The sequence below is a fragment of the Clostridium moniliforme genome, assembly GCF_017873235.1.
Classification (GTDB): Bacteria; Bacillota; Clostridia; order Clostridiales; family Clostridiaceae; genus Clostridium; species Clostridium moniliforme.
The window spans coordinates 25,136-45,568 of record NZ_JAGGJZ010000004.1 but is presented as its reverse complement, the minus strand read 5'-3'; the positions used below and the strand labels follow the sequence as shown (position 1 = coordinate 45,568).

The following is a 20,433-nucleotide window of genomic DNA, read 5'->3' as shown; positions in this document are numbered from 1 at the left end:
ATCACCTTATTGACGTCTATTGCATTCCTTCAAAGAACTCAATAGTGCTACCTTCAGCTAATGTAACGATAGCTTTCTTGTAGTCAGATCTCTTTCCTACATGTACGCCCATTCTCTTAGTTTTTCCCATAGTTCTGCTAGTTGTTACATTTTCAACTTTAACATTGAAAACTTCTTCAACAGCTCTCTTTATTTGAGATTTATTAGCACTAATGTGAACTATGAAAGTGTACTTATTTTCTGCCATTGCTGCCATACTCTTTTCAGTGATAACAGGCTTTCTTATGATATCATGGCTTGTTAAATTCATTATGCGTACACCTCCTCAATCTTTGATACAGCATCTTTAGTCATAACTACTTTTTCAAACTTAAGTAAATCATAAACGTTGATGTTGTTTGCAGGGATAACTGCTACTCCTTCAATGTTTCTAGCTGACTTATAAACAACTTCATTTGATTCAGCTGTTATTATTAAAGTCTTCTTTGCTTCCATTGCTTTTAGCATGTTAACTACATTTTTAGTCTTAATTGAATCGAATGCTAAATCTTCAACAACAACCATTTGTCCGTCTTGAACTTTAGTTGATAAAGCTGATCTCATAGCAACTCTCTTCATACTCTTTGGTATAGCCATTCTATAGTCTCTTGGCTTTGGTGCGAATACAATACCACCTTTGATCCATTGTGGAGCTCTGATTGAACCTTGTCTTGCTCTACCAGTTCCTTTTTGTCTCCAAGGCTTGATTCCGCCTCCTCTAACTTCAGCTCTTGTTTTAGCTGATTGAGTTCCTTGTCTCTTGTTTGCTAATAATGCAACAACAACTTGGTGCATAGCATTTTCATTTATTTCAACTGCGAATATATTTTCGTTTAATTGGAAATCTCCAACTTGTTTACCTTCTTTATTAAATAATCCTACTGTAGGCATCCTGCTTCCTCCTTTCCTTAAGAAATTAAGCCTTTACTGTATTTCTTATTACTACTTTGCTCTTATTTGGACCTGGTATTCCACCCTTAATTAATATTAGGTTCTTATCAGCTATTACTTTAACTACTTCTAAGTTTAATACTGTAGTGTTAACAGCTCCCATATGTCCTGGCATCTTCTTGTTTTTGAATGTTCTTGATGGGTCTGAAGCAGCTCCCATTGAACCTGGTGCTCTCTTGAATTTTGAACCGTGAGTCATTGGTCCTCTTTGTTGGTTCCATCTCTTAATAACACCTTGGAATCCCTTACCTTTAGAAACTCCTGATACATCTACTTTATCTCCTACTGCAAATATGTCAGCCTTTATTTCTTGACCTACTTCATATGCACTAGTATCTTCTAATCTGAATTCTTTAAGAGTTCTTCTTAATGAAACTCCTGCTTTTGCGAAGTGTCCCTTTGCTGGCTTATTAAGTAACTTTTCTCTTACTTCTCCAAAGCCAACTTGTATTGCATCATAACCGTCTTTTTCAACAGTTTTCTTTTGAGTTACAACACATGGACCTGCTTCTACAACTGTTACTGGAATTACCTTTCCATTTTCATCAAAAATTTGAGTCATTCCTATTTTCTTACCAATTATAGCTTTTTTCATGTATTTACACCTCCCAAACTTATCAGCGGATTGCTAAGCAATCTTAATAGTTCAATGTCTTTATTATAATTTTGCTATTATAGCTTTATTTCGATATCTACTCCTGCTGGTAGATTTAATCTCATTAATGCATCAACAGTTTTTGGTGATGGATTAACGATATCTATAAGTCTCTTGTGAGTTCTTATTTCGAATTGTTCTCTAGAGTCCTTATATTTGTGAACTGCTCTTAATATAGTAACAACATCTTTTTCAGTAGGTAGTGGTACTGGACCTGCAACCTTAGCTCCTGTTGACTTTGCAGTTTCAACAATTTTTTCTGCTGATTGATCTAATATAGTGTGATCAAAAGCTTTTAATCTGATTCTTATTTTTTGTTTTGACATCTTGGTTTCCCTCCTTTTCATGTACGCTTTACTTCTAACGCACAACAGCGGTTCTTCTATAAACTGTTCCTGGTGTTTCATAACTTTTAGAAAAACTTATAGAATCCCTGTCGTCGGATTCTAGATCCTGACATACTCATCAAGAATTACCCGGAAGTCCGGCAACCTCTTGATTCATCGCCGCATGCTATACAACTTCTATATTATACTATGATTTTTTTTCTTTTTCAAGTAAATTTTATATATAATTAAACAATTATTTTTTTAATTTTTTTCGTTAGAATTAATTCGCTTTTTTTATTTTAATAGTAAATTAATTAAATATCAAGTATTTTTTTAAAGTAATTTCCTTAATATTATTGTAAACTTTTTCTATTGCTATAAACAAAAAGTAGTAAAGGACGTCTCCCTTACTACTTTAATTAATTTATATAAAATTATTACTATTCAACTATCTTAGTAACAACTCCTGAACCTACTGTTCTTCCACCTTCTCTGATTGCGAATCTTAATCCTTCATCCATTGCTACTGGTGTGATTAATTCAACGTTCATGTCGATGTGGTCTCCTGGCATTACCATTTCCATTCCATCTGGTAATTTTATTGATCCTGTTACGTCAGTTGTTCTGAAGTAGAATTGTGGTCTGTATCCATCAAAGAATGGAGTATGTCTTCCACCTTCTTCTTTTTTAAGTACGTATACTTGACCTACGAACTTCTTGTGTGGTGTTACTGTTCCAGGTTTTGCCAATACTTGACCTCTTTCAATTTCTGTTCTTTGAATTCCTCTTAATAATGCTCCTATGTTATCTCCTGCTTGCGCTTCGTCTAATAACTTTCTGAACATTTCTATTCCTGTTACAACTGTTTTCTTTGTTTCGTCTTTGATTCCTACTATTTCTACTTCGTCTCCGATGTGTAGTACTCCTCTTTCAACTCTTCCTGTTGCAACTGTTCCTCTACCAGTGATTGTGAATACATCTTCGATTGGCATTAAGAATGGCTTATCTGTTGCTCTTTCTGGTGTTGGAATGTAGCTATCTACTGCATCCATTAATTCCATTATGCATTTTGTTGCTTCTTCATCTGTTGGGTTTTCTAATGCTTTTAATGCTGATCCTGTTATTACTGGAATATCATCTCCTGGGAAGTTGTATTCGCTTAATAACTCTCTTACTTCCATTTCTACTAATTCAAGTAATTCTTCATCATCAACCATATCTGCTTTATTTAAGAATACTACGATATAGTCAACTCCAACTCTTGATGCTAGTAGAATATGTTCTCTTGTTTGTGGCATTGGACCATCTGCTGCTGATACAACTAAGATTGCTCCATCCATTTGTGCTGCTCCTGTGATCATGTTCTTTACGTAGTCAGCATGTCCTGGGCAGTCTACGTGAGCATAGTGTCTATTATCTGTTTCATACTCAACGTGTGCTGTGTTGATTGTGATTCCTCTTTCTTTTTCTTCTGGTGCCTTATCAATTTCGTCATACTTGAATGATTCAGCGAATCCCTTGTTTGCTAATACTGTTGTAATAGCTGCTGTTAATGTTGTCTTACCATGGTCTACGTGACCTATTGTTCCAATGTTAACGTGTGGTTTACTTCTTTCGAATTTTGCTTTTGACATTGTTTTATTCCTCCTTCATTACAATGACATTTTGTCATTATTATACCGATATATATCTATCTAAAACTTGGTATGAAATATTTTAAACAATATAATATTTAAAATATTTTCAATCTATTTAATTGAGAGAAGAACTACAATTAATAAATATATCAATTGTAACTCTCTCTAATTTACTATTTTAATTAAGAAACTATTTAGCTTTCTTACCAGCTATTTCTTCTTGAATGCTCTTTGGTACTTCTTCATAATGGTCAAATGACATTACATAAGTTCCTCTACCTTGTGTTCTTGATCTTAATGTAGTTGCATATCCGAACATTTCTGATAGTGGTACAAATGCTCTAATAACTTGACGACCATTTCTTTGTTCCATACCTTCAATTCTACCTCTTCTTGAGTTAATATCACCCATTACATCTCCCATGTACTCTTCTGGTACAACTACTTCTACCTTCATTGAAGGTTCAAGTAATGTAGGATCTGCTTTCTTCATAGCGTTCTTAAATGCCATTGATCCAGCAATCTTGAATGCCATTTCTGATGAATCGACATCATGGTATGAACCATCGAAACATTTTACTTTAAAGTTTATAGTTGGGAATCCAGCAATAACACCGCTTTCAGCAGCTTCTTGGATACCTGCATCTACAGCTGGAACATATTCTCTTGGAATAGCTCCTCCAACTATAGCATTTTCGAATTCATATTCTCCATCTGTTGGCATCATTTCTATCCAACAATGTCCGTATTGTCCTCTACCACCTGATTGTCTTACAAACTTACCTTCAGCTTTAACAGCTTTCTTGATAGTTTCTTTGTAAGCAACTTGTGGAGCTCCTACGTTACATTCAACTTTGAATTCTCTTTGTAATCTATCAACAATGATATCTAAGTGTAATTCACCCATACCAGCGATAATTGTTTGACCTGTTTCTTGGTTAGTCCAAGTCTTGAAAGTTGGATCTTCTTCTGCTAACTTAGCTAAAGCTATACCCATCTTTTCTTGACCTGCCTTAGTCTTTGGCTCTATAGCGATTGAAATAACTGGTTCTGGGAATTCCATACTTTCAAGTATAATTGGATGTGCTTCATCACATAAAGTATCTCCAGTTGTTGTATTCTTTAATCCAACTATAGCACCTAAATCACCAGCTCTTAATTCACTGATTTCTTGTCTTGAATTAGCATGCATCTTAACTAATCTTCCGATTCTTTCTTTCTTACCCTTAGTAGAGTTAAGAACATAAGTACCACTTTCCATTATTCCTGAGTAAACTCTTGTAAATGCAAGTCTTCCTACGAATGGATCAGTAGCTATTTTAAATGCTAATGCTGACATTGGAGCATCATCACTTGCTTCTCTTTCTAATACTACTTCTGGATCATCTACATCTACACCTTTAACTGGTGGGATATCTATTGGTGATGGTAAGTAATCAACAACTAAGTCGATCATTTCTTGAACACCTTTATTTTTGTATGATGAACCACAAATTACAGGAACTATTTCATTATTAATAGTAGCTTTTCTTAAAGCTGCCTTTAATTCTTCTTTAGTTAACTCTTCACCATCTAGGTATTTCATCATTAACTCTTCATCAGTTTCTGCTATTGCTTCAATCATAAGGTTTCTGTATTCTTCTGCCTTATCTTTTAATTCAGCTGGGATTTCCCCTCTTTCTATGTCTTTTCCTAAGTCGTCTTTATGAATAAGAGCTACATTTTCCATAAGGTCTATCATACCTACGAAATTTTCTTCTGCTCCTATTGGTATTTGGATAGCTACAGCATTAGCTTTTAATCTATCTCTAACTGAATTAATACAAGCATAGAAGTCTGCTCCAGTAGCATCCATCTTATTTACATAGATTGCTCTTGGTACTCCATAATTATCTGCTTGTGTCCAAACAGTTTCAGTTTGTGGTTCAACACCACTCTTAGCATCTAATACAGTGATAGCACTATCTAGACATCTTAATGATCTTTCAACCTCAACAGTGAAATCTACGTGTCCAGGAGTATCAATTATATTAATTGCATATCCCTTCCACTTACAGAATGTAGCAGCAGAAGTGATAGTTATACCTCTTTCTTGCTCTTGCGCCATCCAGTCCATTTGTGAAGCACCATCATGTGTTTCTCCGATTTTATGTGTTCTACCAGTGTAGAATAAAATACGCTCAGTAGTTGTTGTTTTACCAGCATCTATATGAGCCATTATTCCTATATTACGAAATTTTTCTAAAGGAAATTCTCTTGACACAATAATTCCTCCTCTCAATGAGTAATTTTAAATTCAACAAGACTGTTTTGGCTGAAGCCAAAACAGTCTTGAAATTAGTATCTGTAGTGAGCGAATGCTTTGTTTGCTTCAGCCATTTTATGAGTGTCTTCTCTCTTCTTAACAGCTGCACCTGTGTTATTAGCAGCGTCTAATAATTCACTTGCTAATCTCTCACACATTAACTTTTCTCCTCTTTTTCTAGCAGCAGCTAGTATCCATCTGATACCTAAAGTCTGTCTTCTTTCTGCTCTAACTTCTATTGGAACTTGATAAGTAGCTCCACCTATTCTTCTTGCCTTAACTTCTAGTAATGGCATTACGTTATTCATAGCTTCTTCAAAAACTTCTAAAGCATCTTTACCAGTTTTCTCTGCCATAGTTTCAAACGCTTGGTAGCATATTTTTTGTGCTACTCCTTTTTTACCGTCAAGCATGATTCCGTTTATTAACTTAGTAACAACCTTTGAGTTGTATACTGGATCCGCTAAAACGTCTCTTTTTGCTATATGTCCTTTTCTTGGCACTTTTCTTCCCTCCTTAACAATTTAAATTTAAGTTCATCGGTACTCGACATTTATATGTCGCAAAGTGCTTTTCTCATCATCTATATAAACTTAATTCATAAATCTACGTAAATTTTGAAGATAAGCACTAAATTAATTTAAGAAATCCTACTTCTTAGGTCTCTTAGCACCGTACTTTGATCTTCCTTGCATTCTGTTAGCTACACCAGCACAGTCAAGTGCTCCTCTTACGATATGGTATCTAACCCCAGGAAGGTCTTTTACTCTTCCACCTCTTATAAGAACAACACTGTGCTCTTGTAAGTTGTGTCCTACACCACCAATGTATGCAGTAACTTCATATCCGTTTGTAAGTCTTACTCTGGCAACCTTTCTTAGGGCTGAGTTAGGCTTTTTAGGAGTTGATGTTTTAACAACTGTACATACTCCTCTTTTTTGTGGACAGTTTTTTAGTGCTGGAGCTGTTGATTGGTTCACAGCAACTTTTCTTCCTTTTCTAACTAATTGGCTTATAGTTGGCATTCTTTCACCTCCTGAATTTTATTTATCTATATAAAAATTTATTAGATAAAACGAATTTATCTTGACTACATTTTATATTAAAACCTCATGAGACAAAGTAAAACTTTGTCTCCATGAAGTAATGTAGACAATTATTTTGTTGTATTTTGTATTAAACACACAACACGTATTTTATCATTTCATAATACACATGTCAATAAAATTAATTTTTATTCAGCATTTCCTATTATATTATCTTCAATTTTATTATCTTCAATATCTAGTCTTGCTGATCTGTATTTCATCATTCCAGTTCCAGCTGGTATTAATTTACCTATTATAACATTTTCTTTTAATCCTACTAATGGATCAACTTTTCCTTTAATTGCTGCTTCTGTAAGAACTCTTGTAGTTTCTTGGAATGATGCTGCTGATAAGAAACTATCAGTAGCAAGAGCTGCTTTAGTAATACCAAGTAATACTTGATCTCCTTTAGCTTCTTCACCACCAAATTCTCTTACTCTATCATTTTCACTATTAAAGTCAAACATATCTATTGTAGTACCTGGTAAAAGATTTGTATCACCTGATTCAGTAACTTTTACTTTTCTAGTCATTTGCTTAATAACTACTTCTAAGTGCTTATCATTGATATCAACACCTTGTAGTCTATAAACTTTTTGAACTTCTGATAAAAGATATCTTCTAGCTCCATCAACACCTTTAATGGCCATTATATCATGAGGATTTACTGAACCTTCTGTAATCTCATCTCCAGCTTCAATGTAATCATCATTTGAAACTTTAACTCTTGATCCAAATGGAATATCATAACTTATTTCTTCTCCATCTGCTCCCATTACATGAACAATTCTCTTCTTCTTAGTTTCTTCTACTCTTACAGTACCATCTATTTCACTTACAATTGCAAGTCCCTTTGGTTTTCTAGCTTCAAATAATTCTTCAACTCTAGGAAGACCTTGAGTTATATCCCCTGCTGATGCAACACCACCAGTATGGAATGTTCTCATTGTAAGCTGAGTACCAGGCTCTCCAATTGATTGTGCAGCTATTATACCAACAGCTTCACCAATATTAATCTTTTGAGCTGTTGCCATGTTCATACCATAACATTTAGCACAAACACCAATCTTACATCCACATGTGAAGGCTGATCTAATCTTAACTTTCTTAACTCCAGCATCGCTAATCTTTTCAGCTAATTCTCCATCCATATATTCGTTCTTTGAAACTAATATTTCACCTGTTTCAGGATGAAGAACATCTTCTGCTGCATATCTTCCAGTTAATCTTTCTTTTAATTCTTCAATTATTTCGCTACCTTCTCTTATTTCACTAACAACTATACCTTCATCAGTTCCACAATCTTCTTCTCTAACAATAACATCTTGTGATACATCAACAAGTCTTCTTGTTAAGTATCCTGAGTCAGCTGTCTTAAGAGCTGTATCAGCATTACCTTTTCTAGCTCCGTGAGTTGAAATAAAGTACTCTAACACATCAAGACCTTCTCTAAATGATGCTCTAATTGGTAACTCAAGGATTTTACCTGATGGACTAGCCATAAGTCCTCTCATACCAGCTAATTGCTTAATTTGTGACTTAGAACCTCTGGCTCCAGAGTCAGCCATCATGAATATTGGATTCCATTTATCCAAGCTATCCATTAGTGCATTAGCAACATCTTCTGTTGTCTTAGTCCATTTTTCTATAACTCTTTCATATCTTTCATCTTCTGATATGAAACCTCTTTTGTACATTTTCTCTATCTTTTCTACTGTTTCATCAGCATCTTTTAATAGATCATATTTAGCATCAGGTACTATCATATCTGAAGCTGAAACTGTAACAGCTCCAATTGAAGAGTAATGATATCCTGTAGCTTTAATTTTGTCTAGCATTATAGAAGTTTGTGTTGGTCCATGTTTCATGTAACACTTATCTATTATCTTTCCTAATGATTTTTTAGTTATTAAAAAGTCTACTTCTAATTTAAATAAATCATCTGGATTGCTTCTATCAACAAATCCTAAATCTTGAGGAATTGATTCATTGAATATTATTTTACCTACAGTAGTTTTTATTATTCCTGATTTAACTTCTCCGTCAATTTCCTTAAACATTCTTACAAAAATATCTGCATGAATTTCTAGTTCTTTAACTTGATAAGCCATTATCGCTTCATCTTTTGATGAGAAATACTTTCCGCTTCCTTTAGCTCCTTCTCTTTCCATAGTAATATAGTAAGAACCAAGAACCATATCTTGTGTAGGTACACAAACTGGCTTACCATCTGATGGTTTCATTATGTTTCCTGCTGCAAGCATTAAGAATCTAGCCTCTGCTTGAGCTTCAACTGATAATGGTACGTGAACAGCCATTTGGTCTCCATCAAAGTCTGCATTATAAGCTGTACATACTAATGGATGTAGTTTAATAGCTCTACCTTCAACTAATACAGGTTGGAAAGCTTGAATTCCAAGTCTGTGTAGTGTAGGGGCACGGTTAAGTAATACTGGATGGTCTGTAATTACTTGTTCTAATACATCCCATACTTGTGGCATTACTCTTTCTACCATTCTCTTTGCACTTTTTATATTATGTGCAACTCCATCTTGAACTAATTTCTTCATTACAAATGGCTTGAATAATTCAAGAGCCATTTCTTTTGGAAGACCACATTGGTACATTTGTAATTCTGGCCCAACAACGATAACTGATCTACCAGAATAGTCAACTCTCTTACCAAGTAAGTTTTGTCTAAATCTTCCTTGCTTACCTTTAAGCATATCTGAAAGAGATTTTAATGGTCTGTTTCCAGGACCAGTAACAGCTCTTCCTCTTCTACCATTATCTATAAGAGCATCTACTGCTTCTTGAAGCATTCTCTTTTCGTTTCTAACTATAATGTCAGGTGCTCCTAAATCTAATAGTTTCTTTAATCTGTTATTTCTATTTATAACTCTTCTGTAAAGGTCATTTAAGTCTGATGTTGCAAATCTTCCACCATCTAATTGAACCATAGGTCTTAAATCTGGTGGTATTACAGGTATAACATCTATAATCATCCATTTTGGATCATTTCCTGATGATCTAAATGATTCAACAACTTCTAATCTTCTAATTATTCTCACTTTCTTTTGACCTGTACTTTGTTTTAATTCTTCTTTTAATTCTCTTGAACTAGCTTCTAAGTCAATTTCACCTAAAAGTTCTTGAACAGCTTCAGCTCCCATTCCTGCAACGAAACTTTCTTCACCATATTTATCTACTGCTTCTCTATATTCTTTCTCATTAAGAAGTTGTTTCTTTAATAATGGTGTTTCTTTTGGATCAATTACAACATATGAAGCAAAATATAAAATTTTCTCTAATGATCTTGGTGACATGTCAAGTATCAATCCCATTCTTGATGGAATTCCTTTAAAGTACCAAATGTGAGAAACTGGGGCAGCAAGTTCAATATGCCCCATTCTTTCTCTTCTTACTTTAGCTTTAGTAACTTCAACTCCACATCTATCACAAACTATACCTTTATATCTAACTCTCTTGTACTTACCACAGTGACATTCCCAATCTTTCATTGGTCCAAATATTCTTTCACAGAATAAACCGTCTCTCTCTGGCTTTAAAGTTCTGTAATTTATTGTTTCTGGTTTTTTAACTTCTCCCCTTGACCATTCTCTGATTTGTTCAGGGGATGCTAAGCCTATTTGTATGGCATCAAAATTATTTAATTCAAACAAGGGTAATCCTCCCTTCAAAATTAGTGTTCATCATTAAAATCATCAAGCTCTAAGTTATCTTGAAACTCTTCTAACTGAAACCCTTCATACTCTTCTTCAACTTCATCTTCACTATCTATTTCTGAAGTATAACTATCTTCAGAATCTTTAGCAGGTTGTTGAATAAATTCTTCTGTTCCTTCAATATTTACTTCTAAATCAGCTGAATCATCATCTTCAGCTAATTCTTTAAGTCTTACTTCTTCATTATCATCATTAAGAACTTTAACATCTAAGCAAAGTGCTTGTAATTCCTTTATAAGAACCTTAAATGATTCTGGAACTCCTGGTTCTGGAATATTTTCTCCCTTAACTATTGCTTCATAAGTTTTAACTCTACCAACAACATCATCTGATTTAACAGTTAAGATTTCTTGTAATGTATGTGCTGCACCATATGCTTCTAGTGCCCAAACTTCCATTTCTCCAAATCTTTGACCACCAAATTGAGCTTTACCTCCAAGTGGTTGTTGAGTAACTAATGAATAAGGACCAGTTGATCTAGCATGAATCTTGTCATCAACTAAGTGAGCAAGTTTTAGGATATACATTATTCCAACTGTAACTTCGTTATCAAATGCTTCTCCTGTTCTACCATCATATAAAACAGTCTTACCATTTGCATTATATCCAGCATCTACTAAGCATTGTTCTATATCTGATTCTGTTGCACCATCGAATACTGGAGTAGCAATGTGCCATCCTAATGCACTAGCTGCCCAACCTAAGTGTACTTCTAGTACCTGACCAATATTCATACGTGATGGAACCCCTAGTGGGTTTAAGCATATTTGAAGTGGTCTACCATCTGGTAGGAAAGGCATATCTTCTTCTGGAAGTACTCTTGAGATAACCCCCTTGTTACCATGACGTCCGGCCATTTTATCTCCAACTGATATTTTTCTTTTTTGAGCTATATAACATCTTACAAGCTCATTAACTCCAGGATTTAATTCATCCCCATTTTCTCTAGTGAATACTTTTATATCTACTATGATACCAGCTTCCCCATGAGGAACTCTTAATGAAGTATCTCTAACTTCTCTAGCCTTCTCACCGAAAATAGCTCTTAATAATCTTTCTTCTGCTGTTAATTCAGTTTCTCCCTTTGGAGTTACTTTTCCAACAAGGATATCTCCTGATCTTACTTCAGCTCCAATTCTTATTATTCCTCTTTCATCAATATCCTTTAATGCATCTTCACTTACATTAGGAATATCTCTAGTTATTTCTTCTGGTCCAAGCTTTGTATCTCTAGCTTCACATTCATATTCTTCTATATGAATTGATGTAAATACATCTTCTCTTACTAACTCTTCTGAAATAAGCATAGCATCCTCATAGTTATAACCTTCCCAAGTTATGAATCCCATTCTGATGTTCTTTCCTAATGCTATTTCTCCTAAATCTGTTGAAGGTCCATCTGCAAGAACTTGGTTCTTAAATACCATTTCCCCTGTACTTACTAATGGTCTTTGATTTATACAAGTACCTTGGTTACTTCTCTTAAACTTTAATAACTTGTAAGAATCTATTCCTCCATCAATATCTCTCTTAACTTTAATCTCACTAGCACTTACATAAGTTACTACCCCAGCATTTTTAGCTTTAGGTAGAACCCCTGAATCTGCTGCTGCTCTAAATTCTATTCCTGTACCAACTATTGGAGCTTGTGGCTTTAATAGTGGAACTGCTTGACGTTGCATGTTTGATCCCATAAGAGCTCTTGATGCGTCATCATTTTCAAGGAAAGGAATCATAGCTGTAGCTACAGATACTATTTGTCTTGGTGAAACGTCCATTAAATCAACTTCATTTGCTGGAATTACTATAACTTCTTCCATGTATCTAACAGTTACCTTATCATGTACAAAGTGTCCTGTCTCATCTAATGGCTCATTAGCTTGAGCTACTAGATATTGGTCTTCCTCATCAGCAGTGAAGTATCTTATTTCATCAGTAGCTCTTTTGTTTTCTTTATCAACAATTCTGTAAGGAGTTTCTATAAATCCATATTCATTAACTTTAGCATATGTAGCTAATGAGTTAATTAATCCTATGTTAGGTCCTTCAGGAGTTTCTATAGGACACATTCTTCCATAGTGTGAATGGTGAACGTCTCTAACTTCGAATCCAGCTCTTTCTCTTGAAAGTCCTCCTGGTCCTAATGCAGATAATCTTCTCTTATGAGTTAATTCTGATAATGGATTTGTTTGATCCATGAATTGTGATAATTGTGAACTACCAAAGAATTCCTTAATAGCAGCTGCAACTGGTCTTATGTTAATTAACATTTGTGGAGTAATTGCTTCTTGGTCTTGAATAGTCATTCTTTCCTTAACTACTCTTTCCATTCTTGATAAACCAATTCTAAATTGATTTTGTAGTAATTCTCCAACTGATCTTAATCTTCTATTTCCTAAATGGTCTATGTCATCCACATAACCAATACCATAAGCTAATCCTAATTCATAACTTATTGTTGCAAATATATCATCCTTAATAATATGTTTTGGAATTAATCTTGTAATGTTCTTTTTGATTTCTTCTTTAATACTTTGTTCATCACTAAAATTATCAAGAATTTCCTTTAATGTTGGATAGTGAACTAATTCTTTAATATGAAGATCACTTATATCAAATGAAATATGTTTCTTAATATCAACAAAGTGATTACCAATTACTCTTATAACTTTGTCTTCTATTAATACATCGACTGAATTAATCCCAACATTTTGAATTTCTTCTGCCATTTCTCTTGATATTTTTTGTCCTTGCTCAACCATTATTTCTCCTGTTTCAGGATTTACTACATCAACAGCAGCAACTTGGTTTGCTAGTCTTAAGTTTATAGCTAACTTCTTATTAAACTTATATCTACCAACTCTTGATAAATCATATCTTTTAGCATCAAAGAATAATGAATCTATTAAAGATACAGCACTATCAACTGTAGGTGGTTCACCTGGTCTTAATCTCTTATAGATTTCAAGTAAAGCTTCTTCCTTAGTCTTAGTGTTATCTTTTTCTATTGTCGCTTTTAATCTTTCTTCTTCGCCAAAATAGTCTAATAACTCTTGGTCACTTCCAAATCCCATAGCTCTCGCTAGTATAGTTATTGGAAGTTTTCTTGTTTTATCTATTCTAACTGATATTATATCGTTAGAATCTGTTTCATACTCAAGCCATGCACCTCTATTTGGTATAACAGTTGATGAGAATAGCTTTTTACCACTCTTATCTCTATTTAGGCTATAGTATACCCCTGGAGATCTTACTAATTGGCTAACAATAACTCTTTCAGCACCATTAATAATAAAAGTACCTTGTTCAGTCATTAATGGGAAGTCTCCCATAAATACCTCTTGTTCTTTGATTTCTCCAGTTTCATTATTTGTAAGTCGTACTGAGACTTTTAGTGGTGCAGCATAAGTTGAATCTCTCTCCTTACATTCCTCCACCGTGTACTTAATATTATCCATATCAAGTTTGTAATCAATAAATTCAAGTACTAAATTTCCAGTAAAGTTTCCAATAGGATTTATATCGTCAAATACCTCATGTAAACCTTCTTTAAGAAACCAGTCATAAGAATCTAATTGTACTTCAATAAGATTTGGCATTTCTGTTACATCTTTAACTTTACCAAAACTCATTCTTGTTCTTTTTCCAGATTGGACAGGATGTACCATGAATTTTCACCCCTTGTATAAACTAAAATAACCAAAAGCATAACTTCCCTAAGGACTTTAGCTTTCGGACAGCGTCATCTTTTAGTATAACCAAACAAAACATAGTTATACTTTTTTTCCCAATTTAATATACTTATCCATAATGAATAGTACATTAAATGATAGTATCACAACATATTACCAATGTCAACATTTTTCCGAAGCAATTCTATCTATTTTTATAATTTTATTATAAATAAAACTATATAAAATATCCTTATATAGAATTGGATAGTTTATATAGTTTCAAAACATTATCCTTAGAAAATAAAAAGGTGCTAAATCTAGCACCTTTTATATACATTTCAAAATTTAATTAAAGTAAAATTACTTTAATTCTACTTCAGCTCCAACTTCAGCTAATTTAGCTTTCATTTCTTCAGCTTCTTCTTTAGCTACAGCTTCTTTAAGTGTCTTAGGAGCTCCGTCAACTATTTCCTTAGCATCCTTTAATCCTAATCCAGTTATTTCTCTTACTACTTTGATAACCTTAATCTTGTTAGCTCCAGCGCTAGCTAAAACTACGTCGAATTCAGTCTTTTCTTCAGCAGCTCCACCAGCTACTGCTCCTGCTACTGCTACTGGTGCAGCAGCGCTTACTCCAAATTCTTCTTCGCAAGCAGTTACTAATTCATTTAATTCTAAAACGCTCATTTCTTTTATAGCTTGAATGATATCTTCTCTTGTCATTTTAATTGCACCTCCAAATTTTTTAAAAAACAATGTTTAACTTCTTAATTAAGTTAATTATTACTCAGCTGATTCAGCTTCCTTCTTTTCTTTTATTGCATTTAATAAGTATGCAAGGTTTGATAATGGAGCCTTGATACTTCCAAGAAGTTTTGCAATAAGAACTTCTTTTGATGGTATTGATGCGATCTTTGTGATCATTGCTTGATCATAAACTTCTCCATCAACTACACCTGCTTTTAATTCTAACTTCTTGTGGTCCTTAGCGAAATCATTTAAGATTCTTGCTGGAGCTGTAGCATCTTCATATCCAAATGCCATTGAAACTGGTCCTTCTAAGTATTGAACAATACCTTCTAAACCTAATTCCTTAGCTGCTAAAGTAACTAAAGTATTTTTGTATACTCTGTACTCTATTCCTGCTTCTCTTAAGTTCTTTCTTAATTGAGTGTCTTCTTCAACAGTTAGACCTTGATAGCTAGCTAAAACAACGCTTTGTGATTTTTCTAACTTTTCTTTAATTTCAGCAACTTTTGCTTCCTTTAATTGTCTGTTCTTGTTCACTGTGTGTCCACCTCCTCACAGTATTAACTGCTTAATGTATTAAAAAGGTCTTCCCGTAGACAGAGGAAGACCTTAAATAAACTATATGTTTATAAAGAACCCTCGGTAGGTAGTTATACGTTATGCAATATGCACCTACTGTCTACGGAACATTATTTCATTTTTTCAACGAAATTTATTATATCACTTAATTTTTATTAAGTCAATAATTATTCTGTAACTTTTGCTGGATTAATTTTTGCTCCAGGTCCCATTGTGCTAGTTACTGTAACTGACTTCATATATTGTCCCTTAGCAGCAGCTGGTTTAGCCTTAACTAAAGCTTCCATTAAAGTCTTAAAGTTTTCATGTAACTTTTCAGCACCAAAAGATTTCTTTCCGATTGGACAGTGTACTATAGCAGTTTTATCTAATCTGTATTCTACTTTACCAGCTTTGATTTCTGCTATTGCTTTTGCAACATCAAATGTTACAGTTCCTGATTTAGGGTTTGGCATTAATCCTTTAGGTCCTAAAACTCTACCTATTCTACCAACTACACCCATCATATCTGGAGTTGCTACAACTACATCGTAGTCGAACCAGTTTTCTGATTGGATCTTTTGAACTAATTCTTCAGCTCCAACGAAATCTGCTCCCGCTTCTTGAGCTTCTTTAGCTTTATCTCCTTTTGCGAAAACTAAAACTCTTACGTTTTTACCAGTTCCGTTTGGTAACACTACTGCACCTCTTACTTGTTGGTCAGCATGTCTTGGATCTACACCAAGTCTAACGTGTACTTCGATTGTTTCATCGAAATTAGCTTTTGCAGTTTTAACAGCAAGCTCTAAAGCCTCTGCTGGATTATATAAAGCACTTTTATCTATTAACTTTGCACTTTCAACATATTTCTTTCCCATTAATAAGCCTCCTTTGTGGTATTAGCGGTTCTTACCTCCCACTATTTTTGTGAATTACTCTTCAATAGTTACACCCATACTCTTAGCTGTTCCTTCGATCATTCTCATTGCACTCTCGATATTTGCAGCATTTAAGTCAGGCATTTTTGTTTCTGCGATTTTCTTTAATTGATCTTTAGTTAATTTTCCAACCTTTGTTCTGTTTGGAACTCCTGATCCGCTTTCAAGTCCTAATTCTTTCTTTATTAGAACTGCAGCTGGAGGAGTCTTTAATATAAAACTAAATGATCTGTCTTGGTAAACTGTGATTACTACTGGTATTATTAATCCAGCTTGATTAGCAGTTTTTGCATTAAACTCCTTACAGAATCCCATTATGTTTACACCGTGTTGTCCTAAAGCTGGACCAACTGGTGGAGCAGGAGTTGCCTTTCCTGCAGCAAGTTGAAGTTTAATCATTCCAGTTACTTTCTTAGCCATTTTGTTATTCCTCCTATACTGTGGTGTATACGGACAATAATTTTTTGTCCTCCCACTTAATTAAAAGATTAGTTATAATTTATTAATTAAACTAATTTTTCTACTTGATTAAAGTCTAGTTCAGCTAATGTTTCTCTTCCAAACATATCAACTGAAGCTTTAATTTTTTGCTTTTCAAGATTTATTTCTTGAATTGTTGCCACGAATTCTCTAAGTGGTCCTGATATAACTTTTACGCTCTCACCTACTTCAAGATCAATTTCTTTAGGTAGTTCTATTACTCCCATTGATTCAATCTCATCTTCAGTAAGAGGAACTGGTTTAGATCCAGGTCCCACAAAGCCAGTTACGCCTCTTGTGTTTCTAACAACATACCAAGATTCGTCTGTCATTAGCATTTTTACTATTACGTATCCAGGAAATTTCTTTTTAAGAGAAACTTTTTGCTTTCCATCTTTCTCTTCAATTACTTCTTCCATTGGTATTTGGATGTCGTGAATTAATGATTCAAGATGTCTATTTTCAACAACTTTCTCAATATTAACTTTGACTTTGTTTTCATATCCAGAATACGTATGTACTACGTACCATCTTGCTCTTTCACTCATATTAATCGGTGATTAACACCCAAACCTCCTTTTACCTAAGTTTCAAAACTACTTCAAAGAGGTTTTGAAAAATATAATCTAGACCCCCCACTAATACTATGTATATAGTAGTGAATCCAAGAACTGCAATCAATGCTTTTTTTGTTTCCTCTTTGGATGGCCACATTATTCTTTTGAACTCTGCTTTCACATCCTTAAAGAATTTAAACATGCCACCTTTAGAAGTAGCACTATTTTGGTTTTTATTATTACCAGTCATAATTTCACATCCTTATATCAAAGTAAGTCTGTGTCTTTACTTAATCGCTAACTATTTTGTTTCTCTATGAAGAGTGTGCTTTTTACAGAATTTGCAATACTTTTGCATTTCCATTCTATCTGGGTTATTCTTCTTGTTCTTCATTGAGTTATAGTTTCTTTGTTTACACTCTGTGCATGCTAAAGTTATCTTTACTCTCACGGTCTGCACCTCCAGTTTTAAATATATATTTTAAGAGGCATACCTCTTACTGTATCTATTTCGTGACTTTATGAGTTACTTTCTCACATTATCACAATTTATTTAAACTGTCAATAATATGTCCTTTGGAAAGGACTAGGTATCTTACCCAGTCCTTATTAAAATATATTTGACAATCTTAATCAATATTATTCAACTATCTTAGTAACAACTCCTGAACCTACTGTTCTTCCACCTTCTCTGATTGCGAATCTTAATCCTTCATCCATTGCTACTGGTGTGATTAATTCAACGTTCATGTCGATGTGGTCTCCTGGCATTACCATTTCCATTCCATCTGGTAATTTTATTGATCCTGTTACGTCAGTTGTTCTGAAGTAGAATTGTGGTCTGTATCCATCAAAGAATGGAGTATGTCTTCCACCTTCTTCTTTTTTAAGTACGTATACTTGACCTACGAACTTCTTGTGTGGTGTTACTGTTCCAGGTTTTGCTAATACTTGACCTCTTTCAATTTCTGTTCTTTGAATTCCTCTTAATAATGCTCCTATGTTATCTCCTGCTTGCGCTTCATCTAATAACTTTCTGAACATTTCTATTCCTGTTACAACTGTTTTCTTTGTTTCGTCTTTGATTCCTACTATTTCTACTTCGTCTCCGATGTGTAGTACTCCTCTTTCAACTCTTCCTGTTGCAACTGTTCCTCTACCAGTGATTGTGAATACATCTTCGATTGGCATTAAGAATGGCTTATCTGTTGCTCTTTCTGGTGTTGGAATGTAGCTATCTACTGCATCCATTAATTCCATGATGCATTTTGTTGCTTCTTCATCTGTTGGGTTTTCTAATGCTTTTAATGCTGATCCTGTTATTACTGGAATATCATCTCCTGGGAAGTTGTATTCGCTTAATAACTCTCTTACTTCCATTTCTACTAATTCAAGTAATTCTTCATCATCAACCATATCTGCTTTATTTAAGAATACTACGATATAGTCAACTCCAACTCTTGATGCTAGTAGGATATGTTCTCTTGTTTGTGGCATTGGACCATCTGCTGCTGATACAACTAAGATTGCTCCATCCATTTGTGCTGCTCCTGTGATCATGTTCTTTACGTAGTCAGCATGTCCTGGGCAGTCTACGTGAGCATAGTGTCTATTATCTGTTTCATACTCAACGTGTGCTGTGTTGATTGTGATTCCTCTTTCTTTTTCTTCTGGTGCCTTATCAATTTCGTCATACTTGAATGATTCAGCGAATCCCTTGTTTGCTAATACTGTTGTAATAGCTGCTGTTAATGTTGTCTTACCGTGGTCTACGTGACCTATTGTTCCAATGTTAACGTGTGGTTTACTTCTTTCGAATTTTGCTTTTGACATTATAAATTCCTCCTTATCACTCTAATAAACCTTGCCTAGTGTTTTGTACATTTTTATATATTTGGAGCTCACGATCGGGATTGAACCGACGACCTCCGCCTTACCAAGGCGACACTCTTCCAACTGAGCTACGTGAGCACTCAATTTATGAGTTTTCTTTAATATACCAATTATAAAGTTTACTATCATTCTTTTTGTTTGTCAATAAAAATTCACTACTTTATATCAAGGCATTTTTCAAGTTTTCTTTTTACCCTTTGCAATGCATTATCTATTGATTTTGCATGCCTATCTAAATCACATGCTATCTCTTGATATGATTTACCATCAAGATAAGAATTTAGTACCTCTAATTCTAATCTTGATAAAACTTTTTCTATTTCTTCTTCAATTCTTACTTTTTCTTCTTGACTTATAACAAGTTCTTCAGGATCTGTTATTTTAAATCCTGAAAGAACATCCAATAAGGTTCTTTCAGACTCTTCTTCATAAATAGGTTTATTTAATGATACATAAGTATTTAATGGAATATGTTTTTGTCTTGTTGCTGTTTTTATTGCTGTTATTATCTGTCTTGTTACACAAAGTTCTGCAAACGCTTTAAATGTTGATAGTTTATCTGGATTAAAGTCTCTAATTGCTTTATAAAGACCTATCATGCCTTCTTGATAAATATCCTCCTTATCTGCACCAATTAAAAAATATGATTTTGCCTTAGTTTTTATAAAACTATCATATTTATTTATTAAATATTCTTGTGCTTTTACATTTCCTTTTTTAGCTTCTACTGCGATTTCTTCATCACTTTTTTCTTTAAAACATAAACTTTTAGTCATAGAATACCCACCATTTCAACATTTTACCATAAAATAAAACCCTTTATATAACTGCTA

At 33.9% G+C, this 20,433-nt stretch carries 19 protein-coding genes, 1 tRNA gene and 1 other annotated feature; all 20 genes read right to left on the bottom strand.

Annotated elements, in window-relative coordinates; genetic code table 11:
- Positions 1-16: 16 nt before the first annotated feature.
- Positions 17-310, bottom strand: coding sequence for a 50S ribosomal protein L23 (gene rplW, locus J2Z53_RS07645; RefSeq protein WP_209796861.1), 294 nt, complete (start codon positions 308-310; stop codon positions 17-19).
- The gene (gene rplD / locus J2Z53_RS07640; protein WP_209796859.1) at positions 310-930 is read right to left on the bottom strand and encodes a 50S ribosomal protein L4; all 621 of its coding nucleotides are present in this window, start codon (positions 928-930) and stop codon (positions 310-312) included. Before rplD ends, rplW begins: the two co-directional genes overlap by 1 nt.
- A 25-nt stretch (positions 931-955) precedes the next feature.
- The gene (gene rplC / locus J2Z53_RS07635) at positions 956-1,585 is read right to left on the bottom strand and encodes a 50S ribosomal protein L3 (RefSeq protein ID WP_209796858.1); all 630 of its coding nucleotides are present in this window, start codon (positions 1,583-1,585) and stop codon (positions 956-958) included.
- A 77-nt stretch (positions 1,586-1,662) separates the two neighbouring features.
- On the bottom strand, positions 1,663-1,971 hold the full coding sequence (gene rpsJ, locus J2Z53_RS07630) for a 30S ribosomal protein S10 (protein WP_021876938.1): 309 nt from the start codon (positions 1,969-1,971) through the stop codon (positions 1,663-1,665).
- 443 nt (positions 1,972-2,414) lie between these two features.
- A complete protein-coding gene (tuf, locus tag J2Z53_RS07625; protein ID WP_209796846.1) occupies positions 2,415-3,608 on the bottom strand; it encodes an elongation factor Tu in 1,194 nt (397 codons plus the stop codon).
- Positions 3,609-3,801: 193 nt separating this feature from the next.
- Positions 3,802-5,874, bottom strand: a complete 2,073-nt coding sequence (fusA, locus tag J2Z53_RS07620; RefSeq protein ID WP_209796857.1) for an elongation factor G — start codon at positions 5,872-5,874, stop codon at positions 3,802-3,804.
- Positions 5,875-5,948: 74 nt separating this feature from the next.
- Positions 5,949-6,419 carry a 30S ribosomal protein S7 gene (rpsG, locus tag J2Z53_RS07615; RefSeq protein ID WP_209796856.1) on the bottom strand — a complete coding sequence of 157 codons (471 nt, stop codon included), beginning with the start codon at positions 6,417-6,419 and terminating at the stop codon, positions 5,949-5,951.
- A gap of 147 nt (positions 6,420-6,566) precedes the next feature.
- On the bottom strand, positions 6,567-6,941 hold the full coding sequence (rpsL, locus tag J2Z53_RS07610; protein WP_209796855.1) for a 30S ribosomal protein S12: 375 nt from the start codon (positions 6,939-6,941) through the stop codon (positions 6,567-6,569).
- 209 nt (positions 6,942-7,150) lie between these two features.
- Positions 7,151-10,687, bottom strand: coding sequence for a DNA-directed RNA polymerase subunit beta' (rpoC, locus tag J2Z53_RS07605; RefSeq protein ID WP_209796854.1), 3,537 nt, complete (start codon positions 10,685-10,687; stop codon positions 7,151-7,153).
- Positions 10,688-10,707: 20 nt separating this feature from the next.
- Positions 10,708-14,418, bottom strand: coding sequence for a DNA-directed RNA polymerase subunit beta (gene rpoB, locus J2Z53_RS07600; protein ID WP_209796853.1), 3,711 nt, complete (start codon positions 14,416-14,418; stop codon positions 10,708-10,710).
- A 366-nt stretch (positions 14,419-14,784) separates the two neighbouring features.
- A complete protein-coding gene (gene rplL, locus J2Z53_RS07595) occupies positions 14,785-15,147 on the bottom strand; it encodes a 50S ribosomal protein L7/L12 (RefSeq protein WP_209796852.1) in 363 nt (120 codons plus the stop codon).
- Between the two features lie 60 nt (positions 15,148-15,207).
- Positions 15,208-15,711, bottom strand: coding sequence for a 50S ribosomal protein L10 (gene rplJ / locus J2Z53_RS07590; protein ID WP_209796851.1), 504 nt, complete (start codon positions 15,709-15,711; stop codon positions 15,208-15,210).
- Between the two features lie 32 nt (positions 15,712-15,743).
- Positions 15,744-15,877, bottom strand: a sequence feature (ribosomal protein L10 leader region).
- Positions 15,878-15,920: 43 nt separating this feature from the next.
- Positions 15,921-16,610, bottom strand: a complete 690-nt coding sequence (gene rplA, locus J2Z53_RS07585) for a 50S ribosomal protein L1 (protein WP_209796850.1) — start codon at positions 16,608-16,610, stop codon at positions 15,921-15,923.
- 54 nt (positions 16,611-16,664) lie between these two features.
- Complete coding sequence (rplK, locus tag J2Z53_RS07580; RefSeq protein WP_209796849.1) at positions 16,665-17,090, bottom strand: 50S ribosomal protein L11; 426 nt, start codon at positions 17,088-17,090, stop codon at positions 16,665-16,667.
- An 86-nt stretch (positions 17,091-17,176) separates the two neighbouring features.
- On the bottom strand, positions 17,177-17,698 hold the full coding sequence (gene nusG, locus J2Z53_RS07575; RefSeq protein WP_209796848.1) for a transcription termination/antitermination protein NusG: 522 nt from the start codon (positions 17,696-17,698) through the stop codon (positions 17,177-17,179).
- A 31-nt stretch (positions 17,699-17,729) separates the two neighbouring features.
- The gene (gene secE / locus J2Z53_RS07570; RefSeq protein WP_209796847.1) at positions 17,730-17,957 is read right to left on the bottom strand and encodes a preprotein translocase subunit SecE; all 228 of its coding nucleotides are present in this window, start codon (positions 17,955-17,957) and stop codon (positions 17,730-17,732) included.
- Positions 17,958-18,008: 51 nt separating this feature from the next.
- Positions 18,009-18,158, bottom strand: coding sequence for a 50S ribosomal protein L33 (gene rpmG / locus J2Z53_RS07565; RefSeq protein WP_027099171.1), 150 nt, complete (start codon positions 18,156-18,158; stop codon positions 18,009-18,011).
- Positions 18,159-18,346: 188 nt separating this feature from the next.
- Positions 18,347-19,540: an elongation factor Tu gene (tuf, locus tag J2Z53_RS07560; RefSeq protein WP_209796846.1), complete on the bottom strand. Its 1,194-nt coding sequence runs from the start codon at positions 19,538-19,540 to the stop codon at positions 18,347-18,349.
- 62 nt (positions 19,541-19,602) lie between these two features.
- A tRNA-Thr gene (locus tag J2Z53_RS07555) sits at positions 19,603-19,678 on the bottom strand.
- A 77-nt stretch (positions 19,679-19,755) separates the two neighbouring features.
- Positions 19,756-20,376 (bottom strand): RNA polymerase sporulation sigma factor SigH, encoded by a 621-nt coding sequence (gene sigH, locus J2Z53_RS07550; RefSeq protein WP_209796845.1) that lies wholly within the window; start codon positions 20,374-20,376, stop codon positions 19,756-19,758.
- Between the last annotated feature and the right edge of the window lie 57 nt (positions 20,377-20,433).